The sequence below is a fragment of the Kitasatospora sp. NPDC034035 genome, from assembly GCF_055575755.1.
This window is the reverse complement of record NZ_JBVISA010000009.1, coordinates 257,617-275,491: the sequence shown is the minus strand read 5'-3', so window position 1 is coordinate 275,491 and position 17,875 is coordinate 257,617. Positions and strand designations below refer to the sequence as shown.

At 74.3% G+C, this 17,875-nt stretch carries 21 protein-coding genes; 9 read left to right on the top strand and 12 right to left on the bottom strand.

The window, feature by feature from the left end:
• Positions 1–10: 10 nt before the first annotated feature.
• The 4 genes from ACZ52J_RS15935 to ACZ52J_RS15920 all read right to left on the bottom strand — a co-directional run bounded on the left by ACZ52J_RS15935 (position 11) and on the right by ACZ52J_RS15920 (position 5,791).
• Complete coding sequence (locus ACZ52J_RS15935) at positions 11–1,615, bottom strand: sigma-70 family RNA polymerase sigma factor (RefSeq protein ID WP_465619175.1); 1,605 nt, start codon at positions 1,613–1,615, stop codon at positions 11–13.
• Positions 1,616–1,814: 199 nt separating this feature from the next.
• Complete coding sequence (locus tag ACZ52J_RS15930; RefSeq protein WP_465619172.1) at positions 1,815–2,792, bottom strand: CAP domain-containing protein; 978 nt, start codon at positions 2,790–2,792, stop codon at positions 1,815–1,817.
• Positions 2,793–2,993: 201 nt separating this feature from the next.
• A complete protein-coding gene (locus tag ACZ52J_RS15925; protein ID WP_465619170.1) occupies positions 2,994–3,473 on the bottom strand; it encodes a GNAT family N-acetyltransferase in 480 nt (159 codons plus the stop codon).
• A gap of 200 nt (positions 3,474–3,673) precedes the next feature.
• On the bottom strand, positions 3,674–5,791 hold the full coding sequence (locus ACZ52J_RS15920) for a hypothetical protein (protein ID WP_465619168.1): 2,118 nt from the start codon (positions 5,789–5,791) through the stop codon (positions 3,674–3,676).
• A 133-nt stretch (positions 5,792–5,924) separates the two neighbouring features.
• Between ACZ52J_RS15920 and ACZ52J_RS15915 the strand changes: the two genes are divergently transcribed.
• The 6 genes from ACZ52J_RS15915 to ACZ52J_RS15890 all read left to right on the top strand — a co-directional run bounded on the left by ACZ52J_RS15915 (position 5,925) and on the right by ACZ52J_RS15890 (position 10,051).
• Complete coding sequence (locus ACZ52J_RS15915; protein WP_465619166.1) at positions 5,925–7,475, top strand: ATP-dependent DNA ligase; 1,551 nt, start codon at positions 5,925–5,927, stop codon at positions 7,473–7,475.
• 214 nt (positions 7,476–7,689) lie between these two features.
• Positions 7,690–7,908, top strand: a complete 219-nt coding sequence (locus tag ACZ52J_RS15910) for a ferredoxin (protein ID WP_465619164.1) — start codon at positions 7,690–7,692, stop codon at positions 7,906–7,908.
• Between the two features lie 88 nt (positions 7,909–7,996).
• Positions 7,997–8,923 (top strand): cytochrome P450, encoded by a 927-nt coding sequence (locus ACZ52J_RS15905; RefSeq protein WP_465619162.1) that lies wholly within the window; start codon positions 7,997–7,999, stop codon positions 8,921–8,923.
• Positions 8,881–9,210, top strand: coding sequence for a cytochrome P450 (locus tag ACZ52J_RS15900; RefSeq protein WP_465619160.1), 330 nt, complete (start codon positions 8,881–8,883; stop codon positions 9,208–9,210). Before ACZ52J_RS15905 ends, ACZ52J_RS15900 begins: the two co-directional genes overlap by 43 nt.
• A gap of 234 nt (positions 9,211–9,444) precedes the next feature.
• Positions 9,445–9,609: a hypothetical protein gene (locus ACZ52J_RS15895; RefSeq protein ID WP_360491410.1), complete on the top strand. Its 165-nt coding sequence runs from the start codon at positions 9,445–9,447 to the stop codon at positions 9,607–9,609.
• Between the two features lie 103 nt (positions 9,610–9,712).
• Positions 9,713–10,051 carry a hypothetical protein gene (locus ACZ52J_RS15890; RefSeq protein ID WP_465619158.1) on the top strand — a complete coding sequence of 113 codons (339 nt, stop codon included), beginning with the start codon at positions 9,713–9,715 and terminating at the stop codon, positions 10,049–10,051.
• Positions 10,052–10,082: 31 nt separating this feature from the next.
• Here ACZ52J_RS15890 and ACZ52J_RS15885 read toward each other — a convergent pair whose 3' ends face one another.
• From ACZ52J_RS15885 to ACZ52J_RS15870, 4 genes are all read right to left on the bottom strand, one after another.
• Positions 10,083–10,964 carry a hypothetical protein gene (locus ACZ52J_RS15885; protein ID WP_465619156.1) on the bottom strand — a complete coding sequence of 294 codons (882 nt, stop codon included), beginning with the start codon at positions 10,962–10,964 and terminating at the stop codon, positions 10,083–10,085.
• A gap of 29 nt (positions 10,965–10,993) precedes the next feature.
• A complete protein-coding gene (locus tag ACZ52J_RS15880; RefSeq protein ID WP_360491419.1) occupies positions 10,994–11,296 on the bottom strand; it encodes a DUF427 domain-containing protein in 303 nt (100 codons plus the stop codon).
• A 121-nt stretch (positions 11,297–11,417) separates the two neighbouring features.
• A complete protein-coding gene (locus tag ACZ52J_RS15875) occupies positions 11,418–11,654 on the bottom strand; it encodes a DUF6296 family protein (RefSeq protein ID WP_360491422.1) in 237 nt (78 codons plus the stop codon).
• Positions 11,655–11,729: 75 nt separating this feature from the next.
• Positions 11,730–11,966 carry a DUF2277 domain-containing protein gene (locus tag ACZ52J_RS15870; RefSeq protein WP_465619153.1) on the bottom strand — a complete coding sequence of 79 codons (237 nt, stop codon included), beginning with the start codon at positions 11,964–11,966 and terminating at the stop codon, positions 11,730–11,732.
• A 153-nt stretch (positions 11,967–12,119) separates the two neighbouring features.
• On the opposite strand from ACZ52J_RS15870, the gene ACZ52J_RS15865 reads away from it, so the two are divergent.
• Positions 12,120–13,355, top strand: a complete 1,236-nt coding sequence (locus ACZ52J_RS15865; RefSeq protein WP_465619151.1) for an MFS transporter — start codon at positions 12,120–12,122, stop codon at positions 13,353–13,355.
• Between the two features lie 7 nt (positions 13,356–13,362).
• Here the strand turns inward: ACZ52J_RS15865 and ACZ52J_RS15860 are convergent, their stop codons facing one another.
• From ACZ52J_RS15860 to ACZ52J_RS15850, 3 genes are all read right to left on the bottom strand, one after another.
• Positions 13,363–13,890, bottom strand: a complete 528-nt coding sequence (locus ACZ52J_RS15860; protein WP_360491431.1) for a gamma carbonic anhydrase family protein — start codon at positions 13,888–13,890, stop codon at positions 13,363–13,365.
• Between the two features lie 57 nt (positions 13,891–13,947).
• A complete protein-coding gene (locus ACZ52J_RS15855; protein WP_465619148.1) occupies positions 13,948–15,252 on the bottom strand; it encodes a serine hydrolase domain-containing protein in 1,305 nt (434 codons plus the stop codon).
• Between the two features lie 239 nt (positions 15,253–15,491).
• Complete coding sequence (locus ACZ52J_RS15850) at positions 15,492–16,058, bottom strand: DJ-1/PfpI family protein (protein ID WP_465619146.1); 567 nt, start codon at positions 16,056–16,058, stop codon at positions 15,492–15,494.
• Between the two features lie 254 nt (positions 16,059–16,312).
• On the opposite strand from ACZ52J_RS15850, the gene ACZ52J_RS15845 reads away from it, so the two are divergent.
• Both ACZ52J_RS15845 and ACZ52J_RS15840 read left to right on the top strand, forming a co-directional pair.
• Positions 16,313–16,861: an RBBP9/YdeN family alpha/beta hydrolase gene (locus tag ACZ52J_RS15845; RefSeq protein WP_465619144.1), complete on the top strand. Its 549-nt coding sequence runs from the start codon at positions 16,313–16,315 to the stop codon at positions 16,859–16,861.
• Between the two features lie 19 nt (positions 16,862–16,880).
• Complete coding sequence (locus tag ACZ52J_RS15840; protein ID WP_465619142.1) at positions 16,881–17,480, top strand: hypothetical protein; 600 nt, start codon at positions 16,881–16,883, stop codon at positions 17,478–17,480.
• A gap of 22 nt (positions 17,481–17,502) precedes the next feature.
• Here ACZ52J_RS15840 and ACZ52J_RS15835 read toward each other — a convergent pair whose 3' ends face one another.
• A complete protein-coding gene (locus ACZ52J_RS15835; RefSeq protein ID WP_465619140.1) occupies positions 17,503–17,805 on the bottom strand; it encodes a hypothetical protein in 303 nt (100 codons plus the stop codon).
• Between the last annotated feature and the right edge of the window lie 70 nt (positions 17,806–17,875).

Genomic DNA, 17,875 nt, shown 5'->3' with positions numbered 1-17,875 from the left:
TCCCGTCTGCTCAGGACATCGGTGCCCCGAGGTCCTGGGTCCAGTAGGGCGTGCCGGCCTGGTTGGTGGCGACGCCGACGCCGATGTCCTTGAAGCCGCAGTCGAGCATGTTCGACTGGTGGATGCCGCCGTCCATCCAGCGGGCGAAGACCGCGGCCGGGGTGGTCGGGCCCCGGTCGATGTTCTCGCCCCACTGGGACCAGCGGTAGCCGGCGGCGGTGATCCGGGCGTCGGTGCGGACGCCGTCCGGGTTGACGTGGTCGAAGAAACCGCGGGTGGCCATGTCGTCCGTGTGCTTCTGCGCGGCGGAGTGCAGCCGGGGGTCGATCCGCAGCGGGGCGCAACCCACCTTGGCGCGTTCGGCGTTGACCAGGTCCACCAGCTGGCGTTCCGGGTTGGGCACCGGTGCGGCGGTGACCATACGGGTCGGTGTGGGCGTGGTTGTGGGTGTGGGGGTTTCCGTGGGCGTCTCCGTGGGCGTCGGCATCGACACAGGTGTCGGGACGACCGCCACGGGTGCGGCGGCGACGCTCGGGGTGTCCTGGGCGGCGGCCGGGGCGGTCGGCTCCGGCGCGGCCGCCAGCGGAGACTCGCTGTGCTGCGGCCAGACCAGAGCGAGGGTCGTCACGGCCACCGCGGCGGCCGCGCCGCTCACCAGGACGGCCTTGCGCGCGGCGGTGCCGGCCCAGCCGCCGTGTCCTCCGGCAGCGGCGTGCGCGCCGCCTCCCGTACCGGACCCGGCGCCCGAGCCCGCCCCCAGGCCGGCGCCCGAGCCCGCTCCGGTGGCGGCGGACTGGGCGGCGACGGCGGCCGCGGTGTGCTGGAAGTGGAGCAGGACGGGTGAACCGAGCGGGATCGGCACCAGGGCGAGACCGGCCAGCAGTCCCTCGGCGGGGAAGAGGTCGCGGCCGAGGCCGTCGCAGTCGGCGCAGCCGCGGATGTGACGGGCGATGCGCTTGCGCCAGACCGAGTTCGGGGTGCCGTCGAAGCCGGCGGTGAGCTCGGTCAGTTCGGGGCAGCGGGGGTAGGCGCTGAGGGCGCGGACGACCACGCGGCCTGCCTCGAGCTGCTTCTTCATCCGCTGGACGCGGACCGCGGTGTGCTGCGGGCTCAGGTCGAGGGCCTCGGCGAGCTCGCCGCGGGTCAGGTCGCCCGCGGCCTCCAGCCACCACAGGGCGAGCAGTTCGCGGTCGTCGGGGTCGAGCCAGCGGGTCGCTTCGGCGACCTCGCGGCGCTGGCCGGAGAGGCCGAGCCGCAGGATGGTGAGGTCGGTGAAGTCGGCCGTGGGGTCGGCGACCTCCCAGGTCTCGTCCAGTCCGCCGACGGCCTGCTGCTGACCGGCGGCGTAGCGGCGGCGCACCTGGTTCATGGTGATGGCGACCAGCCAGGAGCGGAACGAGTCCGGGTCGCGGAGCCCGTCCAGGCCGTCCAGCGCACGGATCATGGTTTCCTGCGCGACGTCGTCCACGTCGGCGTGGCCGCCGAGGGCGCGGCCGGCCACGTTGTAGACGAGCGGCAGCCAGGTGGCGACCAGCGCCTCCTGGGCCTGCCGGTCGCCGGCCTGCGCCGCGAGCACCAGGGTGCTCCCGGTCCTGTTCTGCACATCAGCGTTCATGGTCCGCACTCCGCATTGCCGTGTTTCCGTCCGCCGCTGCCTCCTCGGAGACCTGTGGGGAGTGATCAGATAACAACAATGTGCGCGGAATCGGAAAATCGGCCCGGATCGGCGGCCGTATCAGGCCGGGGCGGAGGCTGGATCGGCGACCGGATCGAGTCGGGAAGGGCGTGCCCGAACGGCTCGGGCCGAGGGCCGGTCAGGCCGGGGCGGCGAACACCTGGGTCCACCACGGGCCGCCGGAGCCGGTCCGCACACCCACGCCGAGCTGCTTGAACGCGCAGTTCAGGATGTTGGCGCGGTGGCCGGGGCTGTTCATCCAGGCGTCCATCACGGCGGCCGGGTCCTTCTGGCCCCGGGCGATGTTCTCGCCCCAGGTGCTCCAGCGGTAGCCGGTGGCCTCGATCCGGTGGTCGGCGTGGTAACCCTCGGGGCTCGCGTGGTCGAAGTAGTTGCGGTCGGCCATGTCGTCGCTGTGCGACTGGGCCGCGGTGGCCAGCCGGGGGTCGGAGGTGACCGGCCCACAGCCGGCCTTGGCGCGCTCGGCGTTGACCAGGTCCACGACCGCTTGGGCATCCGAGGGGGCCGCGCCGCCGCCGACCGGGGCTGCCGGCGCGGTGGCGGTCCGCTTGGCGGCGGTCGGCGCGGCGGTGGTCCGGGTCGCGCTCGCGGTCGCCTTGGCGGCGGAGGCGGAGGCGGTGGGGGTCGGGGTGGCGGTGGCCGAAGCCGTCGGGGTGGCCGGGGCGGTGGCGGGCGGCGTGTCCGGGGCGCTCGGGGTGGCCGCCGGGTCGGTCGCGGCCGGGCCGGCCGGCGGCACCGGGGCGGCCGGGTCCGCTCCCCCGGCGCCGGGGACCTGGATGCCCTCGTGCGTGCCGATCTCGGCGGCGATCAGCGCGTCGGCGGCCATCGCCTGGCCGACGGCGTCCCGATCGGTCTGCTTGCCGCCGTACGCGGCATACCCCGCACCGGCCAGCGCGGCGATCAGCCCGGTACCGGCCACGGCCGCGACCACAGCGGTGACCGGCACGAACCCGCCGCGCCGCCGGCGACGGCCCTGACCGGCCTGCCGTTCGGCGGCCCGCCGCGCGGCCCGGCCACCGGACCGGCCGTGGGCGCCGCCCGCGCCGCCGTCGCCACCGGTCGCCGGGCGAATGGTCGTCCTGTCGTCGCTGTTCACGTGGTCACGCTTTCTGTTCCGGGTCGGCCGGTCGGGTGCCGACACCTGGGAGACCTCCCGGCAGCGCGCCGATAACAGAAAGTCCGAACGAATGTCCGGCGGCCCGGTCGCGGCCTCAGCGCATCAGAGCTCGGCGCATCAGAGCTCGGCGAATCAGGCCTCAGCGGGGCGGGCCCCAGCGCAGCGGGGCTCAGCGCATCCTCAGCGCAGTGCGGCGTCCGGGGCCATGTCGTAGGTGAGGAACGGGGTCCGGGTGGCGACCTGGTCGTACTTGCTGCGGGCCCGGTAGTTGGTCTCGGCGGTGATCCAGCGGACGGTGTTCCAGCCGCGCTCGGCGGCGATCTCCCGCAACCGGGCCAGCAGCAGGTCCGCCGCCCCGCCGCCCCGCACGTCCGGAGCGACGAAGAGGTCGTCCAGGAAGCAGCCGACAGCCCCGTGCAGCGGCCGCGCGAACGGCCGGTAGTGGGCGAGCCCGACCGGCGTCCCGTCCCCGTCCCGCACCAGCAGCCCCTCCACCTCGTGGTCCTTGTCGGTGAGCCAGGACCACACCAGCTCGGCCTTCTCCTCCGGGCACGGCACGCGGTAGAACTCGCAGTACCCGCGGAAGAGCTCACGCCAGGCGGCGAACTCGCCGGGCTCGGGTGCGCCCACGCTCCAGCGGGCGGTGGGGGTGTCGCTCATCTCGGTCTCCTCGGGGTCACGGCGCGGTGCGGGCCCCCAGCATGACGCCCCGTCGCCCCGCCACCGATCTCCATCCCGGCCAAGATCGGCAACCTCACACTCCACTCCGTCACTTGGGAAACCGGACAGCGCCGATCCGGCCCCGGGGGGGTGCCGCCACCCGCCGGGGGCCGCGATGGCGGGTGCACCGAGGAGGGTGCTCAGTGAATGGTCAGTGCCTGGCCGACCTGCCGGAACCCCGCGCCGATGCGGTCGGCGAATCCGGGCGAGGCGGCGCTGACGCTGCCGTTCGCCTCCCCCGAGGAGAGGTTGTGCGTTCCCTGGAGGGTCAGGTTCTCCGTCGGCGCCCCGGCCAGGTCGACGAAGAAGAGGGACAGCGTCAGCATGGCGACGTGCAGCGTGTCGGTCCCACCGGTCACGACCCGCTTGCTGCTCGCGTAGTCCGCGACCCGGCTCCCCGCCCGGAGGACCTCACCCCCTTCGAACTGCCACTGCCCGGCGGCGTCGTCCACGGTCACCAGGCTGCGCTGGTCCAGTGTCAGGTCGAGGGCCGGTGCCGGCTGCGAGGTGCTGCCGTCAGACGTGCTGCCCTCAGAGGTGCTGCCGACGGCGGCGGGGTCCGCCACCCAGCCGGTCACCGTGCGGACGTACCGCTTCGGCGGGTCAGCGGCCAGGTCCCAGGCGAAGTCGTGCGGAGGGGTGGGCGGCTGGGTGTCCTCGAGCGCTCCCTGGCTGGCGTTGGGCACGCCGCTGCACAGGAGGATCCGGCGGCCACGGGGGGCCTGGATCCAGAGGCCGTCGTAGGCCACCACCTGGTCGGCGCCGAGCGAGTCCTGGGGCATGGTGAACCCGAGCGAGATCAGGCTCGGGAGGGACGCACGGGTGAACGCCCAGCGCCGCACGCCCTTTCCGACGTCCCGGAGGATGCCGAATTCGTGGGCGTCACCGGTGTCGCCCCTGGCCTGCCAGAACATCGGCCGGATGCCGTCGTACGCCATGACGACTTCGAGCTGCTCCTCGAAGCCGGGCTCGTTGATTCCCGGGGTCCCGTCCGATTTCAGGCCCGAATGGGCGCGGAAGGTGACGTGCGCGGTCTCCGGTGCCGACAGCAGCTGACCGTAGTTCAGGCCGTTCGTGGGGCTCGGGGCCGGGAAGCCGATCTTCGCGAGGGTCGCGGGATCTCCCGTGACGGTGACCGTCCCCGTCACGTGCCCCCGCCAGCCCTCGACGGTCAGGGAGTTGTCGAACCCGTACCCGGTGGCGACCCGGGGCAGCGCGAGGTCCGCGAACGCGGCGTTGATCCGCTCGGCCACCTGGCGGGGCGTGAACGCACCGGCGGCGAAGGCGACGGTCCGTGCGACCCCGTCGACCGTCACCACGATCTGCTCCCCGGCCGCGAAGTTCGCCGTCCCGCCGGGGAACGGGGCTCCCTCATGCCGGGCGGGGACGCCGTTGATCTGCCGGAAGGGGGCACCGGTGACGCCCAGCGCCTTCGCCACCTGCGCCGGGAGCCCGGCGACGTTGAACCCGCCGCCCACCACCGTGACGCCCGGTCCGAGCTGGGGCGGGAGGTGGGATTCGCACCGGCAGTTCAGCAGGACGGACTGGTTGGTGTCCATGTAGTAGGGCGGCTCGGAGAACCCGCCGTCGACGTAGCAGTCGACGTAGCCGTTGCCGGCCAGACTGGAGTCGTAGATGCCCGCTTCGCAGCTCAGCGTCACGATGTGTTCGAAGTGGCTCGCCTGCGCGTCCTGGCCGTGGGCGTACGTCGCCCAGAAGCAGTCCTCGGCGAAGATCCGGGAGACGTAGGAGTCGTTCGTGGCGAAGGCGGTGATGTGGTCCGGCTCCGCGGGGTGGTTCGTGCGCCCGTCGAGGTCGATGCCGCGTTCCCAGTTCAGCAGGTACAGGCTCTCGGCCCAGATCCGGTTCTCCGCGTGGATGCCGCGCCGCGCGAAGCGCTCCGAAGCCGGGCCGCTCGCGCGGGTACGGATCAGGGCCAGGCCCTCGAAGTGGGCGTTGGCCGAGGAGGGCGCCACCACGACGAATCCGTCCTGGTCGGGCGGGAACAGCAGGGTCGTGACGCTGCCCGGCACATTGACGCCGCCCTCGTCGACGGCGGTGCGCACCATCCCGCCGTCCCCCCGGAAGTGGACCGGGGTGGTGACCTCGATGGGAGCCTGGTCGATCCGGTACCGGCCGACCGGGATCTCGACGATTCCGCCGCGTTTGCCGAGTGCGTCGATCGCCTTCCGGAAGGCGGTCGTGGAGTCCGTCGTGCCGGTCGCGTCGGCTCCGTGGGCAAGGACGTTCTCACTCATGTCGATCCGACCAATCCGACCGCTCTTCGGGAAGTCGTCCTCTCTTCATCGTCACACCGGAGTACCGCACCTGCAGCTCTGCTGAGGCGCGGGCCCCCGGGGGCGCGGATGCTGGGGTGGAGGAGGTGGTGTGGTGGCGGGGTTGCGGCGGTTGGCGTCGGTGTCGCGGGCGGTGGCGGCGGAGCCGGGGCGGCGGGCGAAGACGGGGCTGTTGGCCGGGTGCCTGCGGGAGTTGGGGCCGGTGGAGGCGCCGGCGGCGGTGGCCTTGCTGTCCGGGGAGTCGCAGCGGCTGCGCACGGGGGTCGGGCCGGCGGCTCTCCGGGGGCTGCCGGAGCCGGCCGGGGAGGCCTCGCTCGGGGTGCGGGAGGTGGAGCGGGAGCTGGAGCGGATCGCCGGGGTGCACGGGGCCGGGGCGCAGGCGGAGCGGCGGCGGTTGTTGCACGGGCTGTTCGCGCGGGCGACCGAGGTGGAGCAGGGGTTCCTGCGGGCGGTGCTGGTCGGGGACCTGCGGCAGGGGGCGCTGGACGCGGTGGTCGGGGACGCCGTGGCGCAGGCGGCGGGGGTCCCGGCGGCGGCGGTGCGGCGGGCGCTGATGTTCCGGGGTTCGGCCCGCGCGGTGGCGGAGGCGGCGCTGACCGGCGGGGAAGCCGCGCTGGCGGCGTTCCGGCTGGAGGTGGGACGGGCGGTGCGGCCGATGCTGGCCGCCTCCGCGCCGGACGTGGCATCGGCGCTGGAGCGCACCGGTGCGGCCGCGCTGGAGTGGAAGCTGGACGGGATCCGGGTGCAGGTGCACCGGGACGGCGACGAGGTCGCGGTGTTCACCCGGAGCCTGGACGACATCACCGCGCGCGTCCCCGAGGTGGCGGAGGCCGCGCTCGCGCTGCCGCTGCGCTCGGCGGTGCTGGACGGCGAGGCGATCGCGCTCGGTCCGGACGGGCGGCCGCGTCCGTTCCAGGAGACCGCCGCGCGTACCGCAGCTCGGCGGGATCCGGAGCGGCTGCGCGCCGAGGTCCCGCTCAGCGTCTACTTCTTCGACCTGCTGCACCGGGACGGTGAGGACCTGGTGGACCGGCCGGGCCGGGAGCGCTGGGCGGCGCTGGCCGGAGCGGCGCCGCCGGACCTGCGGGTGGCGCGTACCGAGACCGGGGACCGCGACCGGGCGCTGGCCTTCTTCCGGGACACGTTGGCCCTCGGCCACGAGGGCGTGCTGGTCAAGGATCCGGCGGCCCCGTACGCGGCCGGGCGGCGCGGAATCGGCTGGATCAAGGTGAAGCCTCGACACACCCTCGATCTGGTCGTGCTGGCCGCCGAGTGGGGCAGCGGGCGGCGGCGCGGGTTCCTCAGCAACCTGCACCTGGGCGCCCGGGCGGCGGGCGAGCCGGGGCTCGGCCCGTGGGTGATGCTCGGCAAGACCTTCAAGGGCCTCACCGACGAGACGCTCGCCTGGCAGACCGAGGAACTGCTCGCCCGGGAGACCGAGCGGGACGCCTGGACGGTGCGGGTCCGTCCGGAGCTGGTGGTCGAGATCGCCTTCGACGGCCTGCAGCGCAGCCCCCGCTACCCGGCCGGCCTCGCCCTGCGGTTCGCCCGGGTGGTGCGCTACCGGCCGGACAAGGGCGCCGCCGAGGCCGACACCGTCGCGACCGTGCGGGAGATCGCCGCAGCCGAGGGCCTGTCGTCCTGAGCTCGCCGTCGGGGCGGCGGGACCCGCCGCCTGTCGGGGTCGCGTCCATTCAAACCTGCCGCACCGCGCCGGCCCTCCGGCGGAAGCCGAATCGGCCATTCTCGACGATCCCGCACCGCACCCTCCGTGGACGGAGCAGCGGCGGTTAGGTTGGCAATGACAACGAGAGGCGGCCGTCGGCAGCCGGCGGCGTACTGGCGAAAGGTGCCCGACCATGCAGGTGAACGTCGACCGGGACCGCTGCTGCAGCTCCGGGATGTGCGTCACGACCGTGCCCGCGGTGTTCGACCAGGACGACCAGGACAGCCTGGTGAGACTCCGTCAGACCACCTTCCGGCCCGATCAGTTCGCCGATCTGCGACTGGCCGCCCAGCTCTGCCCGGGCGGGGCGATCACCGTCACCGAGGACGAGCCCGCCGAGCTCGACGGCTGACAACTTCCTTGGCAACAACGGCTCCTGACGCAACGCCAGTCATCACCATCCCCCACCGGAGAACACCGCGACGCAAGGAGACCCCACCTTGACGAGCACACCACCCACCACCGCCGTCCCGATGCCGGCACCGCACTCCGCCGGCTGCCCGTTCGGCCCGCCGCCCGCGTACACCGAGGCCGCCGCCACCGCCGCCGTCACCCGCGCCGACCTGCCCGAGGGCGAGTCCTGCTGGCTGGCCACCGGCTACGCGGAAGTCCGCACCATCCTGTCCGACCGCCGGTTCAGCGCGGACGTGCGTCACCCGAACTTCCCGCTGCTGCTGCCCGGCCGCCGGGAGATCATCGCCGAGAACCCGAACTTCCTGCGGCTGGACGACCCCGAGCACGCCCGGCTGCGCCGGATGGTCACCGGGGACTTCCTGGTCAAGCGGGTCGAGGCGATGCGCCCCGCCGTCCAGCAGATCGTCGACGAGGCGCTGGACCGGATGACCCAGGGGCGCACCGAGGCCGACCTGGTCACCGGCTTCGCCCTGCCGGTCCCCTCGCTGGTGATCTGCCTGCTGCTCGGAGTCCCGTACGAGGACCGCGAGTTCTTCCAGAGCGTCAGCCGGACACTGCTCAGCAACACCAGCACGCTGGAAAAGCTCTCCGAGGCCCGGGACGAGCTGCTGGACTACCTGAGCGGGCTGGCGGCCCGCAAGCGGGAGCAGCCGGAGGACGACATCCTCAGCCGGCTCGCCGTCCGGGACGACCTGACCCCGCGCGACGTCGCCGGCACCGGCATCCTGCTGCTGATCGCCGGGCACGAGACCACCGCGAACATGATCTCGCTCTCCACCGCCCTGCTCCTGGACCGGCCCGACCACGTCGCCAGGCTGGCCGACCCGGCGGCGGTGCCCGGCGCGGTGGAGGAACTGCTGCGCCACCTCACCATCGTGCACACCGGTTGCCCCGGGTGGCCCTGGAGGACGTGGAGCTCGGCGGTGCGACGATCAAGGCCGGGGACGGCGTGATCGCGATGCTCTCCACTGCCAACCGGGACGAGACGGTGTTCGGCGGCGCCGACGGCACGCCCGCCGACGAGCTGGACCTGGACCGGGACGCCCGACGGCACCTGGCCTTCGGCTTCGGCGTGCACCAGTGCCTCGGCCAGCCGCTGGCCCGCGCCGAGCTGCAGATCGCCCTGGCCACCCTGTTCCGGCGGCTGCCCGGGCTGCGGCTGGCCATCCCCCGCGACGAGCTGGCCTTCCGTACCGACTCGTTCATCTACGGCATGCGGTCACTGCCCGTGACCTGGTGACCTCACGGTGACGCCGCCCGGTCGGGGCCCGGAGGCCGGAAACGTCGGGTCCGGGATCGGAAACGTCGGGCCGGGCCGGAAATGTCGGGATCCGGGCGCGGAATCACGGATCGCCGGTCACCCGGCTGGCCCCTGCGCCGGGGCGGAGGCAGGCTGGAAGGGCGAAAGAGACACCCGGCCCAGCCGCGCCTCCGGCCCGGCGCCCCCGGACCGGCCGAGGAGACGGAGCCCGCGATGACCGACATGAGCGAACGGTCCGAGGTGAGCACCGACCGCGACGAGGACGTCCGCGCCGCCGACCCCGAGGAGGGCATCACCTCGATGCAGAACCTGCACGCGCAGGACACCTCGCAGGCGGAAGGCGACGCCATGCTGGACGAATCCGGCCGGCTCGACTGACCGTCCGCCGTACCGACTCGACCGCCCGGTGGAACCGGGCGGTCGCCACGACCGCAGGTGTCGCTGCCCGGGCGGCGACCCACCGGCAGGGGAGGATAGGCGCATGACCGAACACGACCAAGGCAATCGGCAGGCCCGGCCGCCCGCGGACCCGCGCGCGTCGTGGGCGACCTGGACCACCCAATCGATCATCAGCGGCCCCGGCGGGGTCACCACCACCGAGGTCGGACCGATCTCCGGCGACCTCACCGTGCACACCACCTGGGTGGACGGCGAGGCGCGGCTGACCGTCCAGTACACCGGCGCGCTGGACTGGTACACGGTGTCCGGCAGTCCGGTGCCGGCGGCCGACGAGATCACCGCGCGGGCGATCCACCAGGCGATGGTGAACGGCGTCAAGGCGGGCCGGGGCGCGGGTGCCCCGCCGCCGCCGACCCCGTAGCGGAGCCCCGAGGTGCCGGGGCGCCGGAGCCCTACGGGGCCTCCTCGCCCTCCGGCACCGTCGTACCCCGCACCGCCGGCGCGGCCGCGGCCCAGTAGGCGCGGCCCGCCGACGGGCGGGCGCGCAGGTCCGCCCGCACCTCGTCGGCCAGCCGGCGGGTGTCGCTCCGGTTCATCGTCGCGCCGATGCCCGCGCCGACCAGCAGCGGGATCAGCGAGGGCAGGTGGCGCAGCGAACTGCGGGTGAGCCGGCGGCGCACCTGCTGGCGCACCTCCGCGCCGATCGCCAGCGCGGCGAAGCCGGCCGGCCGGACCAGCAGCGTCGCGTCGATCCCGCGGCGGTTGGCCCAGGCGCCGAGGTACGCCCCGGCCCGCTGGCCGGCACTGCCCTGCGCCGGGGCGCCGTAGACCTCGTGCAGTTCGGCGATCAGCTTGATCTCCACGGCCGCGACCGCGAGCGTCTCGGCCGCGATCTCCACCGGCATCGCGGGCGGCACCGGCATCATCGCCGCCGCGCCGACCCCCGCGCCGAGCGCGCCGGAGGCCCGGACGGCGCCGGTGACCAGCAGATCGGCCAACTGCTCGGGGAAGGCCGCGCCCGGGTGCTGCGCCCGCAGGGTGGCGAGGTCGCGCACCGGGATCCGGGGGGCGGCCCGCAGCAGCTGCTCGGTGAGCGCCTTGCCGCCGTACACCGCCCCCCGCGCCACTCCCTGAGCGGCCCGCCCACCGCTGCCGAGCAGCCGGGAGGCGTGCACCACCACGGCCCGGCCGCGGCTGCGCTGCTTCGCCGCGTACGCGGCCTCCGGACCTTTGCCGACGGGCTGCTCGGCCTCCTCGACCAGTTCGGCGAGCTGCTCGGCCAGGTCCGGCTCGGGGGTGGACCGGGAGCGGCCCGGTCTGCGGAAGACTGCCATGCGGATCCACTACCCCCACGGGTCGGGGGCTACGCGGTGACCGCCGCCGACTCGGTGACCTCCACCCCGCGCCAGAACGCCACCCGGCCGCGCACGTGCTCGGCCTCGGGCTTCGGGTCGGCGTAGAACCAGGCGGCGTCGGGGTTGGTCCGCCCCTCCACCTCCAGGGTGTAGTAGCCGGCGGTGCCCTTCCAGCCGCACACCGTGGTGGTCCCGGAGGGCCGCAGGTACTCGGTGCGGACCGACTCGGCCGGGAAGTAGTGGTTGCCCTCGACGAGGACGGTGTCCTCGCTCTCGGCGATGACGATGCCCTGCCAACTCGCTGTGGTCATGCGGTGATTGTGCCCGAGCGGCGATCGCCTCCGCCAGCGGTCCGGCGGGACCGGGCGGACCGCCGGCCGAGGCGGACGGCCAAGGCGGCTGTCAGGGCGGCGGTCAAGGCGGACCGGGTGGTCAGGGCAGCGGGTGCGCGTGGACCGGCAGGTGCGGGGACTGGTGGCCGCCGCTGGCGAGCATCCGGACCTCGCCGGAGTCGCTGATCTCGGCCCGCACGATGCCGCTCTCGTCCTCGTACACCGGATGGCCGCCCGGGCCGGTCGCGCTGGTGCGGGTGACCACGACGACGTCCTGCGGGGCCTGGGTACCGGGGGTGCCGGGGAAGGTGAGGGCGTAACGCTTGGCGGGGTTCATCACCGGTTCCTGCTCCTACTCCCTGTACGCGGATACTCCCTGTACGCGGATACTCCCTGCCCGAGGGCGCCGGAACTACCCGACGACCTCGGCGGCCGGGGCGTGCGAGCCACGGACCTCCAGCTCGCCGAGGAGCCGGGCGGTGGCCTCCGCGACCGCGTCCACGGCCCGGTCGAAGGCCTCCCGGTTGTGCGCCGCCGGGGCGCGGAAACCGGAGACCTTCCGGACGTACTGCAGTGCGGCGGCGCGGAAGTCGTCCTCGTCGGCGTCGGGCGTCACTGGCGGTCGCAGCGTCTTGATGTTGCGGCACATGCCCCCAGTCTCGCGCGCGCACGCCCTACTGGCGACCCCCATTCGTCATATACGCCTCACGAGGGCGTCATCCGACCGGATTAGGATGCCGGACGAACGAATTCATCCGCCGCGTGCTCCCCCGGTCCTCGGCATCACCCCGGAGTCACCCCCTTGCCTCTCGCGCTGCTCGCGCTGGCCGTCACCGCGTTCGCCATCGGCACCACCGAATTCGCCGCCATGGGGCTGCTCCCCCAGGTCGCCGACAGCCTCCACGTCTCCATCCCGCAGGCGGGCTGGCTGATCTCGGCGTACGCACTGGGGGTGGTGATCGGCGCACCACTGCTCACCGCGCTGGCCGCCGGACGGCCGCGCAAGGCGGTGCTGGTGGCACTGGCCGGGCTCTTCGCCACCGGCAACCTGCTGTGCGCGCTCGCACCGGACTTCTGGACCCTGGCCGCCGCACGGCTGGTCACCGGACTGCCGCACGGGGCCTTCTTCGGGGCGGGCGCGGTGGCCGCGGCCGAGCTGGTGGCGCCCGACCGGCGGGCCCGAGCGGTGGCCGTGATGTTCTCCGGGCTGACCGTCGCCAACATCGTGGGCGTGCCCGCCGCGACCCTCCTCGGGCAGCACCTGGGCTGGCGGGCGACCATGATCGTGGTCGTGCTGATCGCCGCAGCCGGGACGCTCGCCATCGCCAAGCTGGTGCCCGCGCTGCCCTCCCCCGGCCAGTCCGGGCTCCGGCACGAGCTGCGGGCCTTCCGCAGCGGGCAGCTGTGGCTGGCGCTGGCCACCGTCGTGTTCGGCTGCGGCGGCTTCTTCGCGTGCTACAGCTACATCGCGCCGCTGCTCACCGAGGTCTCCGGGTACGCCACCGGCTCGGTGACCCTGGTGCTGGCGCTGTTCGGCGTCGGGATGACGATCGGCAACGTGCTCGGCGGGTTCGCCGCCGACCGGGCCCTGCGGCCGACCGTCTGCGCGGCCTTCGTCCTGCTCTCCGCGACCCTGGCCCTGTTCGCGGTGACCGCGCACGCCCGGTGGTCGGCGGCCGTGACGGTGGTGCTGATCGGGCTGTTCGGCTTCGCGATCGTGCCGGCGGTGCAGACCCTGGTGCTGCAGAAGGCGCGCACCGCGCCGACGCTCGCCTCGGCGACCGTGCAGGGCGCCTTCAACCTGGCCAACGCGCAAGGCGCCTGGCTCGGCGGGCTGGCGCTGGACGCCGGGCTCGGCTGGACCTCGCCGACCCTGGTCGGCGCGGGCCTGGCCGCCTCGGGCGCGCTGGTCGCGGTACTCGCCTGGGCGGCCGACCGGCCTCGGCCGGCGCCCGTCGTCGCGGAACCGGCCGCCGCCGCCACCGCCCCTGCCGCTGGTGCCGGTGCCGGTGCTGCTACCGCGATGACCGGCGCCTGACGGACCTCTACAGGACCTCGATCTCCCGGTGGGCCCCGGCGAGCAGCCGGTAGCCCTCGCCGTTGGCCTTGATGCCCGTCCGCTCCTCCTCGCTCAGCTCCCGGCGGACCTTCGCCGGGACGCCCGCGACCAGCGAGCCCGGCGGGACGACCATGCCCTGCGGCACGACCGCGCCGGCCGCGACCAGCGAACCGGCCCCGATCCGGGCGCCGTTCAGCACGGTGGCGTTCATGCCCACCAGGACGTCGTCCTCGACCGTGCAGCCGTGCAGCACCGCGTTGTGGCCGACCGAGATCCGCTCGCCGACCACCAGCGGGAAGCCGGGGTCGGCGTGCAGCGTGCAGTTGTCCTGGATGTTGCTGCCCGCGCCGACACGGATCGACTCGGCGTCGCCGCGCAGCACCGCGCCGTACCAGACGCTCGCGCCGGCGGCGACGGTCACGTCCCCGACCACGACGGCGTTCGGCGCGACGAAGGCGCCCGGGTCGACGGCGGGCACCTTGCCCCCGACTGCGGCGATCAGCGGCTCTGCCATGTCTCGTCCTCCTGGTGGCGGTGGGCCGTGGTGTCGCCGGTCAGCCTAGGAGGTCGGTCACGGTGCCATGCGGGCGAGCCCGGGTGCGGGAACGGCCGTGCCGGGCCGGGGGCCGCACAGGGCGGTCGTGATCACCCTGTTCCAGGCGGCGTTGGCGGTGTCCTGGTCCGGGATGTCGTAGATGGTGGTGCTCCCGGCGAACTGGCGCTTCCCGTCCGCAGAGCCGAGCATCATCGTGACGTAGCTGGGGAAGCCGCCGGCGTGGCCCCAGAAGGTGCCACAGGGGGTGTCCAGCCTCTGCAGGCCGAGACCGTAGGACCGGCCCTCGCCGTGGGCGGTGGTCTGCTGCATGGCGGCGAGTTCGGCCGGGTGCAGCAGGCGGCCGCCGAGCAGGGCCGCGAGGAAGGTGGTCAGGTCGGCGGTGGTGGAGATGCCGGCGCCGGACGATCCCGCCATCGTCGGGTTGAGCAGGGTGACGTCGACCGGGCCGGTGTCCGCCTTGTGGTAGCCGTGGGCGTGGGGAGCGGGGATGACGGGCGAGTCGCCTGGCATCAGGGTGCCGGTGAGGCCGAGCGGGCGGATGATCCTGCGGGTCACCTCCTCGTTCCAGCTGCGGCCGGTGAGCTTCTCGATGATCATGCCGATCAGGACGTAGTTAGTGTTGGAGTACTGCCAGTCCGCGCCGGGCGGGAAGGCGGGCGGGTACCGGCCGGCGATGTCGACGAGGTCCCGGAGGGCGTAGTGCGTGAAGCGTCCGCCGTCGAGCCACTCCGGCCGCCGGTAGTCGAAGGCCGGGTCCTGGGTGTAGTCGGCGACGCCGCTGGTGTGGTTGAGCAGCTGCCGGACGGTGATCGCGGTGCTGTTCGGGACGATGCCCAGCAGGAGGCACTCCAGCCGGTCGTCGAGGTCCAGCCGGTGCTCGCCGACGAGTTGCAGCAGCGTGGTGGCGACGAAGGTCTTGGTGGCGCTGCCGATCCGGAAGGCGCCGCGGGGGTCGGCGGGTTCGCCGGTGGCGAGTTCGGCGACGCCGGTGGCGTTGCGCCAGACCAGCCGGCCGTCCTCGCGGACGGCGGCGAGGGCGGAGGTCGAGTAGCCGGTGTCGGTCATCCCGGCGAGGGCGGCGTCGGCGGCCGCCCAGTCGGCGTGTCGCCCGGGGGTGTCCACGGCGCCGGGGCGGGTGGCGGCGGTGTGCCGGCCGCCGCACCCGGCGGCGACCGGACCGGTGGCGGGCCGGGCGACGGCGGCCGGGGCGAGCGCGGCGAGCAGGCCCGCGCCGACGGCCGCGACGACGGCGGTGCGCAGGGCCGGACGGTGGCGGCCCGTCGTCGGAGCGGTCTGGGCGACTGTCGGGGCGGCGGTCATGCCGGCCTCCCTGGCCTGGGTCGTTGAGGTGGTCAACCGGGCTTCTGCCCAGGGCTCCTGACACCCTGCCAGGCATCCGGTCGGCCGTCGTCGCGCCGCAGGACGGAGTCCGACCCGGAACGAACCCGGAACGGACCCGGAGCCGTACCCCGAGACGGCTCGGGGTACGGCTCCGGGGTTGAGTCAGGTAGGGCCGGTCAGGCGGGGCCGCTCAGGTAGGGCCGCTCAGGTAGGGCCGCTCAGGCGACCGGGGCGTGCTTGCGCAGGACCTCGATGAAGGCCCGCAGCCAGGCCGGGTGGTCGGGCCAGGCGCGGGCCGAGACGACCAGGCCGTCCACCACGGCCTCGCCCTCGACGAACTCGGCGCCCGCGGCCTTGATGTCCGGGGCCAGCGCCGGGTAGGCCGAGGTGCGGCGGCCCTCCAGGACCCCGGCGGCGGCACTGATCAGCGGGCCGTGGCAGATCTGCGCGACGGGCTTGTCCCCGGTGAAGAAGTGCCGGGCGATCCGCTGCACGTCGGGGTCGTTGCGCAGGTATTCGGGGGCGCGGCCGCCCGGGATGACCAGAGCCACGTAGTCGGCCGGGTCGACGTCGGCGAGGGCGATGTCGGCGGGCCAGCTGTAGCCGGGCTTCTCGGTGTAGGTGTCGTAGCCCTCGACGAAGTCGTGCACCACGAACTGCAGGCGCTTCTTGGTCGGGGCCGCGATGTCGACCTGGTAGCCCTCCTCGCGCAGCCGCTGGTACGGGTAGAACACCTCCAGCGATTCGGCGGCGTCCCCGGTGACGAGCAGGATCTTCGATGTCATCGCCGACATCCCTTCACGTGATCGGTCGTCAGGTCTCGTGCGGGCTCCGATCGGTGGCGGCCGGCCGGGCCCGCTCCAACGTGCCGCACCCGTCACGTCGTTGGCAACAGGACGCACCGGGCGTACGACGGCGCATCCGGAGGTGCGCGCGCCGATTGCGGAGACTGCGCGCCGGGCGACCGCCCGGCTGCGGCGCCCGGCGATGCGCGGCCTAGAATCCTGCTGCCCACGACCGACCTTCGCCGGAGGAACCCATGCCGGACCGCACCACCTACCTCGTCCTCGCCGGCTACCAGAATTCGGGCCCCGAGCACTGGCAGACCCACTGGGAGGCCGCCGAGCCGGAGTCCTTCCGCCGGGTCGAGCAGGCGGACTGGGAACAGCCGGAGCGGGCGGACTGGGTGGCCCGGGTGGACGCGGCGGTGGCGGCGGCAGCCGCCGAGGGCCCGGTGGTGCTGGTCGCCCACAGCCTGGGCTGCGTCACCGCGGCCCGCTGGGTGGCCACCGCGCCCGCCGAGCGGACCGCGGCCGTCCGGGGCGCGCTGCTGGTCGCCCCGGCCGACGTCGACACCGCGGAGGTGCCGGAGCTGGTGGGCTTCCGGCCGGTGGCGCTGGAGCCGTTCCCGTTCCCGACCGTGGTGGTCTCCTCGACCGACGACCCGTGGGTCTCCCCCGAGCGGGCCCGTGCCTTCGCCGCGGCCTGGGGCGCCCGGTACGTCGAGCCGGGCGCGTACGGGCACCTCAACTCCGCCTCCGGACTGGGCGATTGGCCGGAGGGCCGCACACTGCTCGCCGAGCTGTGACACCGTGAACGGGGGGACGATGGACAAGCGGACGTCCCGGACCAGGCGCGTCCTGGTCCGGGTGCTGGCGGCCGGCGGGCTGGCCGCCGTACTGCTGTACACCGAGGGGCAGTGGGAGAGCCGCTCGGGCGGCCGGATGCTGGTCGCCGACCTGCTCAACCGGCCCGAACTGCTGCTCGGCGCGGCGCTGGCCACGCTGATCGCGGCCGCCTGGCTGGGCGACCTGCGCGGCGCCGCCCTGCGGACGGCCACCCGGGCGGTCACGGTGACCGCCGGCGTGGTGTTCCTGCTCGGCGTGCTGGCCGCGCACAAGGTGTCGGCGGCCGAGACCCGCAGCCGGGAGGCCGCCCCGGCGGGGGCGGAGCAGGCGCTGGTGGTGGTGCACCGCTCGTACGCCACCGGGCCGACGCCGGGCGAGCACTGGCAGGTGTTCCTGGAGTCCGGCGAGGGCTGGACGGCGCGGCGCTGGTCACTGGCCGACATCGGCGGGGGCCCGGACGACGCCCGGCTGGTGGAGGCGAGCTGGACCGGGCGGGAGCAGATCACCGTGGTGACGGACTCCTACCGGCGGGTGTTCAACCTCGACGAGGACAGCGGCGAGCCGGTCGAGGCCCGGTAGGCCCGAGGCATGCCAGAACGGCTCACCCGAGCCCCAGGGCGTGGGCGGCGAGCGCCAGCAGCGCGGCGTTGCCGGCCGCGCCCAGGGCGGTGGCGGAGAGGAAGCGGGCCGCGGTGCCGTCCGGGAACGGGTTGACGGTCATCGCGAGCAGGAAGCCCGGCATCGTCCAGACCACCGCCGTCCACTGCCGCACCGCCTTGGCGGCGCCGGGGCCGGTCGCGGCGCGCCGTTCGTGCGCGGCCGCGAGGCCGATCACCAGGGAGCCGGCCAGGTAGCCGATCGAGGGGCAGAAGACGGCGGGGACGCCGAGGATGCTGTGCGGCATGGCGCCATCGTCCGCCGACGCGGCGCGGCCCCGCATGAGTACGGGTACTCAGGCGGGGCCGGCCGGTGCG

Coding starts and splice junctions, on each gene's coding strand:
- ACZ52J_RS15935 (WP_465619175.1), bottom strand. CDS start 1,615: ATGAACGCTGATGTGCAGAACAGGACCGGGAGCACCCTGGTGCTCGCG.
- ACZ52J_RS15925 (WP_465619170.1), bottom strand. CDS start 3,473: ATGAGCGACACCCCCACCGCCCGCTGGAGCGTGGGCGCACCCGAGCCC.
- ACZ52J_RS15920 (WP_465619168.1), bottom strand. CDS start 5,791: ATGAGTGAGAACGTCCTTGCCCACGGAGCCGACGCGACCGGCACGACG.
- ACZ52J_RS15910 (WP_465619164.1), top strand. CDS start 7,690: ATGCAGGTGAACGTCGACCGGGACCGCTGCTGCAGCTCCGGGATGTGC.
- ACZ52J_RS15895 (WP_360491410.1), top strand. CDS start 9,445: ATGACCGACATGAGCGAACGGTCCGAGGTGAGCACCGACCGCGACGAG.
- ACZ52J_RS15890 (WP_465619158.1), top strand. CDS start 9,713: ATGACCGAACACGACCAAGGCAATCGGCAGGCCCGGCCGCCCGCGGAC.
- ACZ52J_RS15885 (WP_465619156.1), bottom strand. CDS start 10,964: ATGGCAGTCTTCCGCAGACCGGGCCGCTCCCGGTCCACCCCCGAGCCG.
- ACZ52J_RS15880 (WP_360491419.1), bottom strand. CDS start 11,296: ATGACCACAGCGAGTTGGCAGGGCATCGTCATCGCCGAGAGCGAGGAC.
- ACZ52J_RS15875 (WP_360491422.1), bottom strand. CDS start 11,654: ATGAACCCCGCCAAGCGTTACGCCCTCACCTTCCCCGGCACCCCCGGT.
- ACZ52J_RS15870 (WP_465619153.1), bottom strand. CDS start 11,966: ATGTGCCGCAACATCAAGACGCTGCGACCGCCAGTGACGCCCGACGCC.
- ACZ52J_RS15860 (WP_360491431.1), bottom strand. CDS start 13,890: ATGGCAGAGCCGCTGATCGCCGCAGTCGGGGGCAAGGTGCCCGCCGTC.
- ACZ52J_RS15855 (WP_465619148.1), bottom strand. CDS start 15,252: ATGACCGCCGCCCCGACAGTCGCCCAGACCGCTCCGACGACGGGCCGC.
- ACZ52J_RS15850 (WP_465619146.1), bottom strand. CDS start 16,058: ATGACATCGAAGATCCTGCTCGTCACCGGGGACGCCGCCGAATCGCTG.
- ACZ52J_RS15845 (WP_465619144.1), top strand. CDS start 16,313: ATGCCGGACCGCACCACCTACCTCGTCCTCGCCGGCTACCAGAATTCG.
- ACZ52J_RS15840 (WP_465619142.1), top strand. CDS start 16,881: ATGGACAAGCGGACGTCCCGGACCAGGCGCGTCCTGGTCCGGGTGCTG.
- ACZ52J_RS15835 (WP_465619140.1), bottom strand. CDS start 17,805: ATGCCGCACAGCATCCTCGGCGTCCCCGCCGTCTTCTGCCCCTCGATC.